At 58.9% G+C, this 14787-nt stretch carries 8 protein-coding genes and 2 pseudogenes; 8 read left to right on the plus strand and 2 right to left on the minus strand.

All coding sequences use genetic code 11. The features are described from left to right. Positions 1–188 precede the first annotated feature (188 nt). The 8 genes and pseudogenes from arr (at position 189) to PK28_RS17855 (ending at position 13100) form a co-directional block, all read left to right on the plus strand. Positions 189–634 (plus strand): annotated as a pseudogene (gene arr, locus PK28_RS17825) (NAD(+)--rifampin ADP-ribosyltransferase). Positions 635–1023: 389 nt separating this feature from the next. Continuing rightward, positions 1024–3152: pseudogene (locus tag PK28_RS17830) on the plus strand (substrate-binding domain-containing protein); the annotation flags it as partial. Between the two features lie 237 nt (positions 3153–3389). Further along, positions 3390–3638, plus strand: a complete 249-nt coding sequence (locus PK28_RS21050; protein ID WP_231576266.1) for a helix-turn-helix transcriptional regulator — start codon at positions 3390–3392, stop codon at positions 3636–3638. Positions 3639–3996: 358 nt separating this feature from the next. Beyond that, complete coding sequence (locus tag PK28_RS17835; RefSeq protein ID WP_052430621.1) at positions 3997–7155, plus strand: SusC/RagA family TonB-linked outer membrane protein; 3159 nt, start codon at positions 3997–3999, stop codon at positions 7153–7155. A gap of 19 nt (positions 7156–7174) precedes the next feature. Continuing rightward, positions 7175–8899 (plus strand): RagB/SusD family nutrient uptake outer membrane protein, encoded by a 1725-nt coding sequence (locus PK28_RS17840; protein WP_044518089.1) that lies wholly within the window; start codon positions 7175–7177, stop codon positions 8897–8899. A 264-nt stretch (positions 8900–9163) separates the two neighbouring features. Continuing rightward, positions 9164–10489 carry a sugar porter family MFS transporter gene (locus tag PK28_RS17845; RefSeq protein WP_044518092.1) on the plus strand — a complete coding sequence of 442 codons (1326 nt, stop codon included), beginning with the start codon at positions 9164–9166 and terminating at the stop codon, positions 10487–10489. 131 nt (positions 10490–10620) lie between these two features. After that, positions 10621–11514, plus strand: a complete 894-nt coding sequence (locus PK28_RS17850) for a carbohydrate kinase family protein (RefSeq protein WP_044518095.1) — start codon at positions 10621–10623, stop codon at positions 11512–11514. 47 nt (positions 11515–11561) lie between these two features. Next, entirely contained in the window at positions 11562–13100 is a 1539-nt protein-coding gene (locus PK28_RS17855) for a glycoside hydrolase family 32 protein (protein ID WP_044518097.1), read from the plus strand. 252 nt (positions 13101–13352) lie between these two features. Here the strand turns inward: PK28_RS17855 and PK28_RS20615 are convergent, their stop codons facing one another. After that, entirely contained in the window at positions 13353–13511 is a 159-nt protein-coding gene (locus PK28_RS20615; protein ID WP_156126562.1) for a hypothetical protein, read from the minus strand. Between the two features lie 333 nt (positions 13512–13844). Next, positions 13845–14630 carry an XRE family transcriptional regulator gene (locus PK28_RS19640; RefSeq protein ID WP_082017258.1) on the minus strand — a complete coding sequence of 262 codons (786 nt, stop codon included), beginning with the start codon at positions 14628–14630 and terminating at the stop codon, positions 13845–13847. Positions 14631–14787 lie beyond the last annotated feature (157 nt).

Consider the following 14787-nt stretch of genomic DNA (forward strand, 5'->3'; position numbering starts at 1 on the left):
AACGTGTGGGAAGGTAAAGGGAGGGTGGTGGGTAGGGTGCTTAACCTGCTGGGGGCATGAGAGTATACGGTATTCCCATACATGCCTTTTGCATATTTGCTTTTAGGAAGACCCGGGCTTGCGGGCTTGTCACCAGCAGCTCCCTAAATTAGGGGGATCAACGCGAATCCTACCTATTTCTTCTCACCATGGAACAAGCTCCCCTTGACCCCATCGGGCCGGCCCCGGGTCCCCGCCCCTTCGCGCAGACCTTCCTGCACGGCACCAAAGCCGATTTGCAAGTGGGTGAGCTGATTCAGGTGGGCTATGCTTCCAACTTTGGTCCCGGCCTGCCTTTGTCTCACAGTTACCTGACCGCCACGCTGGATGCCGCCATCTGGGGCGCTGAGCTCGCCGCGGGCGAAGGGCGGCCCCGGATTTACCTGGTCGAGCCGACCGGCCCGATTGAGGATGACCGAATGTTACCGACCAAAAGTTTCCCGGTAATCCCACCCTCTCCTATCGCTCCCAACAGCCCTTAAAGGTAGTGGGCGAAGTAACCACCTGGCATGGCCACGCGGCCCACCAGGTGCAGGCGATGAAAGACCACCTGGCCCGCCTCAAAGCGCAAGGGCGGGATACGATAGTGAATTGAACCGCGTCGCCTAATGCTACTGACTCGTCCGTTACGGCCAGCACGCTCTCCAGTATCCCTCCCTACCCGAATCCACGCCTAAGTCAAGTCAACTGGAAAAGGATAAGGTACCCCAAGGAAGGCCGGGCGGTTTGGCAGAAGGAAGTAAGGAGCGGTAGTTTTGGTAACTTCCCCTCGCAACAGACTTCTCCACCATGCCCCGTGCCCTGGTACTACGACTAAATCGTTTGCTGCTGCAGCGGCTTCCGTCCCTGGGCCTCGGGCTGCTTTTCCTAGGGCTGGCCGTTTTGCTGAGCGACTGTACGCCGCCGACGCCGAAGGCCCGGTATCGGATAGGGTTTTCCCAGTGCACCACCGGCGACGCCTGGCGACAGGCCATGCTGGAGGGCATGAAAAAGGAGCTCACCTTTCATCCGGGGGTGAGCTTCCGCATGAAGGATGCCCACGATAACAGCCGCCTCCAGCAGCAGCAGATTCAGGAATTTCTGCGGGAAGGTATTGACCTGCTAATTGTGTCCGCGAACGAAGCCGAACCGATTACCCCCATCGTGGAGGAGGTGTTTAATCGGGGAATTCCGGTGGTTATTCTGGATAGGCGCACTACTTCTAAATTGTATACCGCTTACGTGGGGGCAATAACCTGGAAGTAGGCCGGGCGGCCGGCAGCTATGTCGGTAATCTGCTGCGGGGCCGGGGCCAGGTACTGGAAGTATTGGGTGCCCCCGGTGCCTCCCCGGCCGTAGATCGGCACGCCGGCTTTGTGCAGGCCCTGGCCAGTTATCCTGGCGTACAGCTCCAGGCGCAGGTGCACGGCGACTGGAAGCGCCCCTCCGTCATGCAGCGCCTCCCCCAAGTACTCCGCCAGCATCCCGATATCGACCTGATCTTTGCCCATAATGACCGGATGGCCCTGGGCGCCTACCAGGTGTGTAAAAGCCTGGGGCTGGACCACCGGATTCGGGTAATTGGGGTGGATGGGCTGCCAGGCAACCAGGGCGGCATTCAGTTTGTGCAGGATGGGGTACTCACGGCTACGTTATTGTATCCCCCTGGTGGGGAGGAGGCCATCCGCACGGCAATGCGGATTCTGCGCGGCCAGCCCTACGAGAAGGAAAACATTCTGGGCACCATGGTCATTGACTCGACGAACGTGCATACCATGAAAATGCAAACGGAGAAGCTGGCCAGTCAGCAACTCGACATCCAGCAGCAACAGCAGCTGCTGCGCCGGCAGCGGGCCACCTATTCCAGCCAGCAAACCGTGCTCTACACGCTGGCGGCCGCCTTGCTGGGCGCCGCTGTGCTGGGGCTGATTGCCTTCCGTGCGTTCCAGGCCAACCGCCGCATCAACCAGCAGCTGGAGCTGCAGAACCAGGAGATTCTTTCCCAGCGCAACCAGATTCAGGACTTTGCCGAGCGGGCCCGCGTGGAGACGGAAGCCAAGCTGCGCTTCTTCACCAACTTCTCCCATGAGCTGCGCACGCCCCTCACCCTTATTTTGGGTCCGGTGGAGGAAATGCTCACCAGCAGCCCCGACCTGCCCCCCGCCCACCGCCACGACCTGGGCCTGGTGCGCCGCAACGCCCAGCGGCTGCTGCAGCTGGTCAACCAGCTCATGGATTTCCGACGCATTGACGTGGGTAAAATGCCCGTGCGGGCTACGGAAGGCAACCTGGTAGCCTTTATCCGGGAAATAATGGATGTGTTTGAGCGCCCGGCCCGGAAACGCGGCATCACCCTGCGCTTTCTGCCCGCTGAGCCCGTGGTGCAGCTGTGGTTCGACGTCAATATTCTGGACAAGGTTTTCTTTAACCTCCTTTCCAATGCGCTGAAATTCACCCCTGAGCGGGGGCAGATTACCGTCAGTATTCAGCCATTACCCGCCGATGGCTCCGTTCGGGTAAGTGTGGAGGATACCGGCCGGGGAATCTCCCAGCAGGACAAAGCCCACATTTTCGAGTGGTTTTACCAGGGGCAGCAGTCGGCGGCTAAAGGGTCGGGCATGGGGCTGGCCCTGGCCCTGGGCCTAACCCGCCTGCACCTGGGGCAGCTTTCCTTTACCAGTCAGCCCGGCCAGGGCAGCTCTTTTGTGGTGACACTGCCCCTGGATCTGCCAGCTGAGCTGAAGTCAACGGAAACCGTGGTCCTGCCAATGCCGGCCCTGACCATTGAAGAAAGCGGCATGCCCGGCCCCGAGGAAGGCACCGCCGATATCCTGGCAGCCGGCGCCAACCGCGAGGCCCTGATTCTAGTGATTGAGGACAACCCCGACGTTAATGCCTTTCTGGTGCAGAAGCTGCAGCCCCACTTCCAGGTAAGCTCAGCTCCCGATGGGGCCACCGGGCTGCGGCTGGCGGCCGAAGCTATTCCGGACCTGATTATCTGCGACGTGATGCTCCCGGAAATCAGCGGGCTGGAAGTAGTAGCACAGCTGAAGGGTGACTGGCGAACCTCCCACATTCCGGTTATCCTGCTCACGGCCCGCAACGCGCCGGAGCAGCAGGTGGAAGGCGTGCAGGCCGGCGCCGACCTCTACCTGACCAAGCCCTTCAACCCGGCCTTCCTGCTGGAGAGCGTGCGCACGCTACTCAGCAACCGCGACAAGCTGCGCGAGCATTTCCGGCGGGAGCTGTCGGTGGATACGGCCACAGTGGCTCCTCAGCGGGTAGACCAGAAATTCCTGGCCGACCTCACCGCTATTGTGGAAGCCAACCTGACCCGCTCCGACCTGAGCGTGGAAGATGTGGCCCGCAGTATGGGCATTTCCCGGGTGCAGCTCTACCGCAAAGTCAAAGCGGTGCTAGGTACCGGCGTCACCGAGTTCATTCAGGGGGTGCGGCTAACCAAGGCCCGCCAGCTGCTGCTGACCGATGAGCTGACCATTGCCGAAGTAGCCTACCAGCTGGGCTTCTCCTCCCCCTCCTACTTCTCCACTTCATTCAAGGCCCGCTACCAGGTATCCCCGTCCGAGTTCCGGGCCCTGCATACTACGCCCAGCCTATGATTCAAAAAGTGAAAATCGGGTATCAAAATTAAAACTCAAGGCTAATGTGAATGATACGTACTTTTGTCAAGTATCTTATTATCAACTAGTAATGAGTTTAAAATGAAAAGTCTAAAATGTGGAAGAGTTTGAATGAATAGAGCAAGCCTTCGGTAAGCTTTTGACTGAGCTTTGAGCAAAAGATCAGTCGTGAAAACTTCCGCCTCCCCCTTGCTCCTTGCCGTGCCGGCCTTCGCGCCACCAGTGCTCCTGGTGCCTGGGGTGGGCACGGCCTTTTTGTTTCCGGCTAACCCCACCCGCACCAAAGCCGCATCTGCCGGCCATCCTCTTCTTCCCAACTCCCCTCCCCCAACTTCCCATGAAAGAAACTCGACCCATAGTACGGCAGGCATTGTTTCTGTCGCTACTGACTACCGCACCGCTGGCTTTTCCGGGGGCTGTGCAAGCAGAAGCCATGCGGCCAAGAACAGCGGATGCCCGCCGGGCCGACACGCCCATTAGCGGCCGTGTTACCGATGAGAAAGGCGCCGGCCTGCCCGGGGTAACCGTCGTCGTTAAAGGCACTACCGTGGGTACCTCCACCGGCCCCGAGGGGGAGTTTACCATTAATGCCCCGGAAAATGCTACCCTGCTCTTTTCCTTTATCGGCTACAAAACGCAGGAAGTAGCTGTAGCGGGTAAAACCACCTTCAACCTAGCCCTGGCGCCCGATGTGACGGCCCTGAATGAGGTGGTGGTTACGGGCTACCAGGTGCAGAAAAAGGCCGACCTGACCGGGGCCGTAGCCGTGGTAAAGATTGATGAGGTACGGGACCTGCCTTCTTCCAACCCCGTGCGCAACTTGCAGGGCCGGGTGCCCGGCGTGAACATCACCACCGACGGCTCGCCCAACGGCAATGCCCAGGTGCGCATTCGCGGCTTCGGCACGCTCGGCAATAATGATCCGCTGTATGTCATTGACGGCATCCCGACCAAGGAAGGCATCGGACAGATCAACCAGAATGATATTGAGTCGATACAGGTGCTGAAGGATGCTTCGGCGGCCAGCATATACGGCTCACGCGCCGGCAACGGGGTGATTATCATCACCACCAAGAAGGCCAAGAAGGGCGTCAGCCGGGTGGACTTCTCCACTTTCCTCACCGTGCAGAAGCCTGGCCAGCACATTGAAATGCTCAACACCCAGGACTACGGCCGGGTGTACTGGCAGGCCTCGGTGAATGACGGCATCACGCCGAACAGCCCCTTCTACACTTTCCAGTCGAGCACCGATGCCAACGGGAGCCCGGTGCTGGATGGCGTGACAGTGCCGGAGTTCCTGGATGCGGAGAAAACCATGCGCACCGCCGATACCAACTGGTTTGATGAGACCCAGCAAAACGGCATCATTCAGAGCTATAACCTGAACGTGACCAATGGCGGGGAGCGGGGCGGCATGCTGCTTTCCCTGAACTACTACGACAACAAAGGCACGCTGAAATACACCGGCCTGGACCGCATGACGGCCCGCCTGAACTCCGACTACAGCTTCCTGAATAACAAGCTGAAAATCGGGGAAAACCTGACGCTGGCTAAAACCCGGCAGTCGGAAGTGGGCATTGACTACGTGCGCGACCGGAGCAGCCAGCTGCTGGCCATTGTGCCGGTGCGCACCGTGGATGGCGTGGGCTGGGGCGGCCCCGTATCGGGCATTGCCGACCGCGACAACCCCGTGCGCGTGCTTACCGACAGCAAGCAGAACCGCTCCCACAGCGGCCGGGCTTTCGGTAATATGTTTGCCGATCTGGAGGTGCTGAAAGGCCTGCACCTGCGCAGCAGCCTCGGCATTGACTATACCCTGTACAAGTTCCGGGATATCTACAAAACCTACCGCGCCGGCTACCTCTCCGAGGCCAACAACCGGGTAACGCAGAACGAGCGGTTTTACGGCAACTGGGTGCTGCAGAACACCCTGAACTACAACCTGAACCTGGGCGACAAGCACCAGCTGGACCTGCTGGCCGGCCACGAGCGGATCAGCTACAACTACGAGAGCTTCTTTGCCTCCCGCACCAACTTCGCCAGCGAAGACCCCGACTACGTTTTCCTGGATGCCGGCGCGGCCAACCAGAACAACGGCGGCTCGGGCACGGCCTACCGCCTGGCCTCCCTGTTCGGGAAAGTAAACTACTCCTTCCTGGACCGCTACCTGCTGTCGGGCACGCTGCGCCGGGATGGGTCTTCCCGCTTTGGTAAGGACAACCGCTTTGGCGTGTTCCCGGCCGTATCGGCGGGTTGGCGCCTGAGCGAGGAAGCCTTCGTGAAGAACACGGCCCCCATGGTGTCGGATCTGAAGCTGCGCGTAGGCTGGGGCCAGACGGGTAACCAGGATATTGCCGACTTTGCTTCCCGCGGCCTGTACCAGTCGATTCTGGGTATTCAGGACCCCAACTTTGAGTACGACCGAGGCACGGCCTACGACATCTACGGCACCAACAGCAACCTGCCCTCCGGCTACCGCCGCGTGCAGCAGCCCAACGACCAGCTGAAGTGGGAAACCACCACCCAGACCAACTATGGCATTGACTTTGGCCTGCTGGATAACAAACTGACGGGCTCCGTAGACTACTTCGTAAAGAACAGCAAGGACATTCTGGTGAACCTACCTTACATCGGCTCAGTGGGCGAAGGCGGCGACAAGTTCGTGAACGGGGCCTCCATAGAAAACAAGGGCTGGGAGTTTCAGCTGGGCTACCAGAACCAGCTCAGCAGCGGCCTGACTTACAGCGTAACCGGCAACCTGTCCTCTTACCGCAATAAGCTGACCTTCCTGCCGGCGGAGGTGATTAACGCCTACGGCGGCAACGGGCAGGACGTAACGCGCCTGGGCCACTCAGTTAATGCCGTGTACGGCTACGTGGCCAACGGCCTGTTCCAGAATGCGGAAGAGGTCACCAGCCATGCCACCCAGACGGGTGCCGCCCCCGGCCGCATCCGCTACGAGGACCTGAACAAGGATGGGAAGATTGACAACTTCGACCAGACCTGGATTACGGAAGCCACCCCGGACTTCATCTACGGCCTGAACCTGGGCAGCAGCTACAAAGGATTTGACCTGCAGCTGTTTATGCAGGGCGTGCAGGGGCTGGATGCTTATAACAACGTGAAATTCCGCACCGACTTCTCCTTTGTTTCCGGCGAGAACTGGGGCCAGCGCACCCTGGATGCCTGGTCGCCTACCAACACGGGCTCCTCTATTCCGGCTTCCTCGCTGATTAACACCAACAACGAGGGCCGCGCCTCCACCTACTTCATTGAAAACGCTTCTTACCTGAAGCTGCGCAATATTCAGCTGGGCTACAGTCTGCCGGAGAGTGTGGTGAGCAAGGTAAAGCTGCAGGGCGCCCGCGTGTACGTGCAGGGTCAGAACTTCTTTACCATCAAGAGCAAGGAACTCTCCACGCCTGATCCGGAAGTGACCAACTACCAGTACCCCATTCCGGTCATTTTCACCACGGGCCTGAACATTTCCCTCTAACCACTCCTGCCTTTTCATCATGAAATCGATAAAAACCTGCGCGCTGGTGGTTTCCCTGCTGGCCGTTTCCTTCAGCTGCTCCGATAAGAATTTCCTGGACGTATCACCCAAAGGCACCCTGGCCGACGAGGACCTGAATACGCCCGCCAACATTGAGAAGCAGGTTATTGCGGCCTATTCCCAGCTCGGCAACGACGTGTACCGGGCGCCCTACACTTCTATGTGGCCCTACGGCAACATCCGGGGCGGCGACGCTTACAAGGGCGGCGGCGGCACCGGCGACGTGGACGCCTTCCACTTCTACGAAACCTTCACCTTCAACCGCCCCGACATCGGCAACACCGACGAGGTGTGGTTCCTGCTCTACATCGGTATTTCACGCACCAACGATGCCCTGCGCCGCCTGAACGCGGTGAGCGAGGCAGAAATGCCCAACAAGGCCGTGCGCCAGGGCGAAATGCGCTTTTTGCGGGGCCACTTCTACTTTCTGCTGAAGGAGCTCTTCGGACAGGTGCCGTACATTGACGAAACCATACCCACCGCGGACTATGGCAAGGTGTCGAACGTGGCCCTGAACAATGCGCAGCTCTGGGACAAGATTGCCGAGGACTTCCGCTTTGCCGAAGCCAACGTGCCGGCCTCCCAGCCCGAAATCGGCCGCGTAACCAAGTCCGCTGCCCAGGCCTACCTGGCCAAAACCCTGCTGTATGCCGCCTACACCCAGAACGAGAGCCACGCCGTTACGGGCACCGACCAGGCCAAGCTGGAGGAAGTGGTGCGGCTGACAGATGAGGTTATCAGCTCGGGCAAGTACTCCCTGCACCAGGATTTCGCCACCAACTTCCTGTCCTCCGGCGACAACGGGTCCGAGTCGGTCTTTGCCATTCAGTTCTCCCGCAACGACGGCACGCCCAAAGGCCGCACCCAGCGCGGCAACGAGCTGAACTACCCCATGAACCCGGACTACGGCTGCTGCAGCTTCCACCAGCCCAGCCAGAACCTGGTGAATGCCTTTAAGACCGATGCGCAGGGCCTGCCCCTGTTCAGCACCTTCAACACCAGCGGCAACCTCTCGGACTCCGCCGACTTTAAAAAGAATACCGTGGACCCCCGCCTGGACCACACGGTGGCCATCAACAGCCACCCCTACAAGTACGACCCCAGCTTTGTATTCCGCAATTCCTGGGTGCGCGTGCCGCAGGTGTACGGCTACTTTATGTCGATGAAGGAAACCGTGCTGCCTTCTGACCCCAGCTTCCAGAAGAACCCGCCCTTCATGAGCACCTCCAAGAACTGGGCGCTTATTCGCTACGCCGATGTGCTGCTGTGGAAGGCCGAGGCCCTGATTGAGCTCAACCGCCCGGCCGAAGCGCTGCCTTTGATCAACCAGATCCGGCAGCGGGCGCAGAACAGTACGGCCATGCTCCGGCAGAAAGACGGACAGGCCACCTCCAACTACAAGATTGGCCTATACCCAGCCGATAAGTGGACGCAGGATTACGCCCGCGAAGCCCTGCGCTTTGAGCGCCGCCTGGAGTTTGCCATGGAAGGCTACCGCTTCTTTGACCTGGTGCGCTGGGGCATTGCGGCGGAGTACCTGAACAACTACTTCACGGTGGAGAAAACCCGCCGCCAGTATCTGCAGGACGCCCGGTTCACGAAAGGCCGCGACGAGTATCTGCCTATTCCTATCAACCAGATCAACTTCAGCAAAGGCCTGTACAAGCAGAATCCGGGCTGGTAACAGGCCCTGTTGTTCGTGAGCTGGCGCAGGTGGGCGCGGCGGAAAATGTGGGTAAGGGCACACTTCGCTTGCTGGTGCCGGGCGGCCGGTTATGGTGGGTAACCGGCGCCCCCACACGGCCCGGGCGCGAAGCCGCCGAAGCCGCCTGTGCCGGCTCAATAGTACCCAGCTGCGCAATGGCTTGCGTGGGATAAGGGAATTAAAAATCAACGAGAAAGCTGGCTGCTGTCATCAGCGCCCCGCCTTCTGCATTCAAATACCGCAGTGAAAAATAGCAACGTCTTTTTCTGGTCCCTGGTGGTTGCGCTGGGAGGCTTTTTATTTGGCTTTGATACCGCCGTGATTTCCGGAGCTGAGAAGGCCATTCAGCAGCTGTGGGGCCTGAGCACCGTGGAGCACGGCTTCACCATTGCCATTGCCCTGATTGGGACAGTGTTCGGGGCCGTGTTCGGGGGAGTGCCCTCTGATAAGCTGGGCCGCCGCAAAACCCTCATTATTATTGCCGTACTGTACCTGGTGTCGGCACTAGGGGCCGCCCTTACCTCCAGCTGGGTGGCCTTCCTGGTCTTTCGTTTCCTGGGTGGCCTGGGCGTAGGCGCCTCCTCCGTTACGGCTCCCCTGTACATCTCGGAGGTGTCGCCGGCCGCCCGCCGGGGCCGCATGGTGGCCATGTTCCAGTTCAATATTGTATTCGGTATTCTGGTAGCCTACCTCTCCAACTACCTGCTGACCGGCACCGGCGAAAATGACTGGCGCTGGATGCTGGGTGTGCAGGCCCTGCCGGCCCTGGCGTTTTTCCTGCTTTTGTTCCGGGTGCCGGAAAGCCCCCGCTGGCTGCTGGGCCGCGGCATGGTGGAGGAAGCCCGCGCCATTCTGCACCGCATAGACCCGGCCACGGCCAACCAGGATGTGAACAGCATTCTGACGGCCAATGCCCTGGATGAAGCCGGCGGAGGCGAGTCGCTGTTTGCCCGCCAGTACCGCGCTCCGGTGCTGCTGGCCGTGCTCTTTGCCGTGTTCAACCAGGTATCCGGCATCAACGCCATTATCTACTACGCCCCGCGCATTTTTGAAATGACGGGCTTGGGCAAGGGCTCGGCCCTGCTCTCCTCGGCGGGTATCGGGCTGGTGAATTTTCTGTTTACGCTGCTGGCCATGAACTTCATCGACCGGTTTGGCCGCCGCAAGCTCATGCTCATCGGCTCGGTTGGGCTGATAGCCACGCTGGGGCTGGTTTCCCGCGCCTTCTACCTGCAGCAGTTTGGGGGCATGATGGTACCGGTGCTGCTCTTCGTGTACATAGCCTTCTTCGCCTTTTCCCAGGGCGCCGTTATCTGGGTCTTCATCTCCGAAATCTTCCCCAACACCGTGCGGGCCAAAGGCCAAGCGCTGGGCTCTTCCACCCACTGGGTGATGGCCTCCATCATTGCTTTTACCTTCCCCTATTTCGCCGAGAAGCTGGGCGGCGGGCACACCTTCCTGTTTTTCTGCTCGATGATGGTGCTGCAGTTAATTTTTGTGTGGCGCTACATGCCGGAAACCAAAGGCACCTCCTTGGAGCAACTGGAAAAAACGCTGGTTATCCACTAAGCATTGACCGTCATGCTGAGCATGGCGAAGCATCTCTACCGCTACAGTAACTTCTGCCATGCGAACGAAGCAGAAGAGATGCTTCGCCATGCTCAGCATGACAATCACAATTGGTCTTTATTTAACATCTCATGTCTAAAAACATAGTCTGCTTCGGCGAAATCCTCTGGGACGTGCTGCCTACGGGCAAGCAACCCGGCGGGGCGCCGTTTAACGTAGCCGTTCACCTCAATCAACTGGGGGTGTCCGCTCAGCTCATCACCCGCGTGGGCGACGACGACCTGGGCACCGAGCTGGTGGAGTTCGTGACATCCAAAGGCATCAGCCCCGAGTATGTACAGCTTGGCAAAACCCACCTCACCGGCGTGGTAAAGGCCAATGTGGATGATGCCAACGAGGTGACCTACAAAATTGTGCACCCCGTGGCCTGGGACTACATCCAGCACGAGCCGGCCCTGGACGAGCTGGTGGAGCAGGCTGATATGCTGGTGTACGGCAGCCTGGCGGCCCGCAGCTTGGCTTCCCGCGAAACCCTCTACCGCCTGCTGGAGCACGCCCGGTTCCGGGTTTTCGACGTGAACATGCGCCCGCCGCACTACACCAAAGAAGTCGTGAAATACCTGCTGGGCAAAGCCGACCTGGTGAAGATGAACCACCACGAGCTGGCGGAAATCATGAGCTGGTTTGGCGAGGAAACCGACCCCGCCGCCGCCATGCAGTGGCTCGCCGCCCGATTTGACCTGCAGGGTGTGTGCGTCACCTGCGGCGCCGACGGCGCCCTGCTCTGGACCAACAACCAACTATACCGCGCCCCCGGCGTTGCCGTGGAAGTAAAAGATACCATTGGTAGTGGGGATGCCTTTCTAGCAGCCCTGCTGAAAGGCTGGCGGGCGGGCCAGGAACCCGGCGAGAACCTGCGGTTTGCCTGCGCTACCGGCGCGCTGGTGGCTACCCACTTGGGGGCTACGCCGGTCATCAGTGAAGCTGATGTGCAGGAGTTGCGGCAGGAGCGCGCGGCGCTCTGAAGAAACCAGGCCCAAACTTTATCCTATTTTGCTCTTCTCCGAATACCATGAAAAACAGCCTCCTGCTAGCCCTGTTCCTGGCTTTTACAGTTCAGTTAAGCCAGGCCCAGACTCCGGCTGCCAAGCCGGCCATACCCCCGGCTACGCCCCAGTTCCGCCCGGCCTACCACTTCAGCCCGGCCAAAATGTGGATGAACGACCCCAATGGCATGGTGTACTATAAGGGCACCTATCATCTGTTCTTCCAGCACTACCCCGATGGCATGGAGTGGGGACCCATGCACTGGGGCCACGCCACCAGCCCGGACTTGGTGCATTGGCAGGAGCAGCCCATTGCCTTGTTCCCCGATAAGTTGGGCTGGATTTTCTCGGGCAGCGCCGTCGTGGATGAAAATAACACCTCCGGCTTCGGCAAAAACGGGCAGGTACCTATGGTGGCTATCTTCACCCACCACAACGCCGAGGAGGAAAAAAAGAAAACCGACAAGCACCAGTACCAGAGCCTGGCTTACAGCCTAGACGAGGGCAAAACCTGGACCAAGTACGAGGGCAACCCGGTACTCAGCAACCCCGGCATTCCCGACTTCCGCGACCCGAAAGTAAGCTGGCATGCCCCCAGCAAAAAGTGGATAATGACGCTGGCCACCAAGGACCGCATCACCTTCTTCTCCTCCCCCAACCTGAAGGAGTGGACCAAGGAAAGCGAGTTTGGCGAAAAGCTGGGCGCCCACGGTGGGGTGTGGGAGTGCCCCGATCTGTTCCCTCTCACGCTGGATGGCAAAACCCGCTGGGTGCTGCTGGTGAGCATCAATCCCGGCGGCCCCAACAGCGGCTCGGCCACCCAGTACTTTATGGGGCAGTTTGATGGCCGGACGTTCACGCCCGCCGACACCAAGACCAAATGGGTGGATTACGGCAAGGACGATTACGCCGGCGTGACTTACGCTAACACTGGCGCGCGGCGCATTTTCCAGGGCTGGATGAGCAACTGGGAGTATGCCAACCAGGTCCCTACTTCTCCCTGGCGCAACGCCATGACGGTACCCCGGGAGCTGGCCCTGCGCCAGGTAGGTAAGGACGTATGGCTTACCTCGCAGCCCGTAAAGGAAGTAAGCCAGGCGCTGCAGGCCGGCAGCGTAAGGCTGCAAAAGCTGGCCGTGCTGAAGGAGCTGGACCTGAGCAGCCGGCTGCCCAACCTGGGCGACAAGTTTCAGCTCAAGCTCAGCACTAAGTTGCTGAAGGACTTTTCCCTGGTCCTTTCTAATAGCCGGGGTGAGGAGCTGGTTATTGGGTTTGATCAGCAGGCCAATGCCTACTACATAGACCGCAGCAAGTCCGGCATGGTCGCTTTCAGCGACAAGTTTCCGGGCCGTCACGCCGGGCCCCGGCGGGCGGTAACCCCCGGGGGTGATCTGACGCTGTTGTTTGATGCAACGTCCGTTGAGCTCTTTGCTGATAGTGGCCTGACTGTGTTAACCGAGCTCTACTTCCCCCATGAGCCGCTCACCAAACTCAAAATCAAGTCAAGTGCAGGCGTACTTATTCAGGAGCTAAACTATGCTCGCTTGGCCCCCGATGTTAAATAGGCGGCACAGCAGATGGTCAGGTTATATGCCTAGCAATGGAATAAGCTCTTAAGAAAAGCATACAAAAAGGACCGGCGTTAGACGCCGGTCCTTTTTGTATGCCCGGGCAGTTCGTATCAGCCTGCATCGGGCGCCCTATCAGCATAGCAGCGGGCTTGTGGACGGCAATGGGCCCTTGTGGTGCCTAGCCGGACGGAAATAGAGAAGCTCGCAAGAAGGCACTTAGCATAATCTTTACTTATAAGCCATGGCTTACCCCAGCTCTGTGATGTTGGAAATGTTCCACATCCATTGGTTTTTGATCACAATTCGTTTCCCGGTTTTTGGGTCCATGAATTCCAATCGGCGTACCAGAATGTACATGGCGTAGGTGGGCACGCTGTAGTAGTCACGGGGGCGATTAAAGGCCACAACGACCTAGCCGGCGTGTGCCTTTAGTTGTTGGTGGGGCGGGCCGCCACCACCTGGGCCTGTTGCCAGCGATAGATTAACTTAGGGCTGATGCCCAGCTGCTGGGCCGCGGCCTGCGTGCTACGGCTCTCGGGGGCAGGCGCAAGGCCTACGCCTTGAAGGCTTCATCGTACTTACGCCGTTTGTCGGGCGACTCCCCGCTGGTTTTGGTTGCCATACCAGAAGAAATATACGTCCTTCTTCTGTCCATCATTTCTAGACCACCTCACCCTTTGAAGCTTGCCTAATGACGCTGCTACTTGCCCCTGAATGGGGATAATTCCCAAATTGTAGCTATCCCAAGCGAGCCAGAAGCTCTTCAATCTGGCTCTCTAAGCGAGCTATCCGCGCCTCTATCGTTGAGGGCGGCCGCAAGTGCATCGTGAAAACCCCTCTCACCTCCCATATTTCCAGGGCCTGGTCAAGGACAAACTCTTCTGCGCCATAATCCGGGTTGTCGGCGCGCAGGCGCACGGTATTGTTAGGCAAACGCTCCGCTAAGCGACGAACTAACAGGCGGCTTTGGGTAAGGAAGGCGTAGACCCTATGCACCCGCAACGTAGGCTCCACCAGATCTACACGGCGGCAGAGCACCACGTCCTGGTGGCGAAGACCCTGCTGCTGGTGCTGCATTTCGGCACCCACAATTTCAAACGCCCGGGTAGTGGGGCCCAGCTTATGTGGAAAGGTCAGTTGGGGCAAGGTATCAAGAAAGGAAGCCTTGTGATGCTGCACAATGTATTCCAGCAGGCGGTCAGCGGGCACAAAGGGTGTAACTGCGCTCTGCAGGTCGGCCAGGGCTGTACTTTGCTCCGGCGCGGCGGTTTCGGTGGCGCCGTGCTGCTGGAATATATCGAAGTGGTAGAGCTCATTTACGGTAAGTTCTTTCGTTAGTAGCAGATCTACCGACAAGCCAAAATAATGAGCAATCTGAATAAGCGTCTCCATTTTTGGCTCGGAGCGGCCTTCTTCGTAGGCACCCACGCTGGGCCGGGCCAGACCAAAAAGCTCCGCAAAAGCGGCCTGGCTCAGCTTCTTGACCGTTCTGATCTTGCGAATGTTCTTTCCGACGTAAGACATCAGCGAAAAATAAATTAAGCTCAAAACTTGAGCGATTCTAAAACTTTGAGTACTCTTGTAGCGTAAAGCTACCACATTAGTTCCAAACCATTTAAAACGGCGCTATTTTTTTGAGCCGTAGGAATACCCCCCCGGTACTGGCTGGTTTTCATTCGGG

The organism is Hymenobacter sp. DG25B (assembly GCF_000801315.1).
Classification (GTDB): Bacteria; Bacteroidota; Bacteroidia; order Cytophagales; family Hymenobacteraceae; genus Hymenobacter.

Bases quoted from the DNA above. Each gene is read 5' to 3' on its own strand.
- PK28_RS17840 (WP_044518089.1), top strand. From the start codon at position 7,175: ATGAAATCGATAAAAACCTGCGCGCTGGTGGTTTCCCTGCTGGCCGTT.
- PK28_RS17855 (WP_044518097.1), top strand. From the start codon at position 11,562: ATGAAAAACAGCCTCCTGCTAGCCCTGTTCCTGGCTTTTACAGTTCAG.
- PK28_RS21050 (WP_231576266.1), top strand. From the start codon at position 3,390: ATGGGCATTTCCCGGGTGCAGCTCTACCGCAAAGTCAAAGCGGTGCTA.
- PK28_RS17835 (WP_052430621.1), top strand. From the start codon at position 3,997: ATGAAAGAAACTCGACCCATAGTACGGCAGGCATTGTTTCTGTCGCTA.
- PK28_RS19640 (WP_082017258.1), bottom strand. From the start codon at position 14,630: ATGTCTTACGTCGGAAAGAACATTCGCAAGATCAGAACGGTCAAGAAG.
- PK28_RS17850 (WP_044518095.1), top strand. From the start codon at position 10,621: ATGTCTAAAAACATAGTCTGCTTCGGCGAAATCCTCTGGGACGTGCTG.